Annotated in this window: 1 protein-coding gene; it reads left to right on the forward strand. The window is 50.2% G+C overall.

The features are described 5' to 3' along the window. A partial coding sequence (locus QN347_RS20550) for a hypothetical protein (protein WP_323494511.1) occupies positions 1 to 249 on the forward strand: 249 nt, incomplete at both ends.

The following is a 249-nucleotide window of genomic DNA, read 5'->3' on the forward strand; positions in this document are numbered from 1 at the left end:
GGAAATATCAGGACTTAGATCAGGTAGACCGCATCATGTCTCGCTTGCCGCTAGACCAGCAACTGGCAGCAGCACAATCTGCGTTGCCAGGAAAAACCGTCAAAACAATCATCCCAGCGTATCTGGAAGGTGAAACCACCAAAATCGTTTTTGGCGAAGCAAGGCAAGAGCGCGAGCAACTATTACCGAAAGCATCGATAGCGGCGGTACCGGCAGGAACAAACACTAGCGAGCACAGTGATCATATTG

This window comes from Sphingomonas sp. 10B4 (assembly GCF_035019905.1).
Classification (GTDB): Bacteria; Pseudomonadota; Alphaproteobacteria; order Sphingomonadales; family Sphingomonadaceae; genus Sphingomonas; species Sphingomonas glacialis.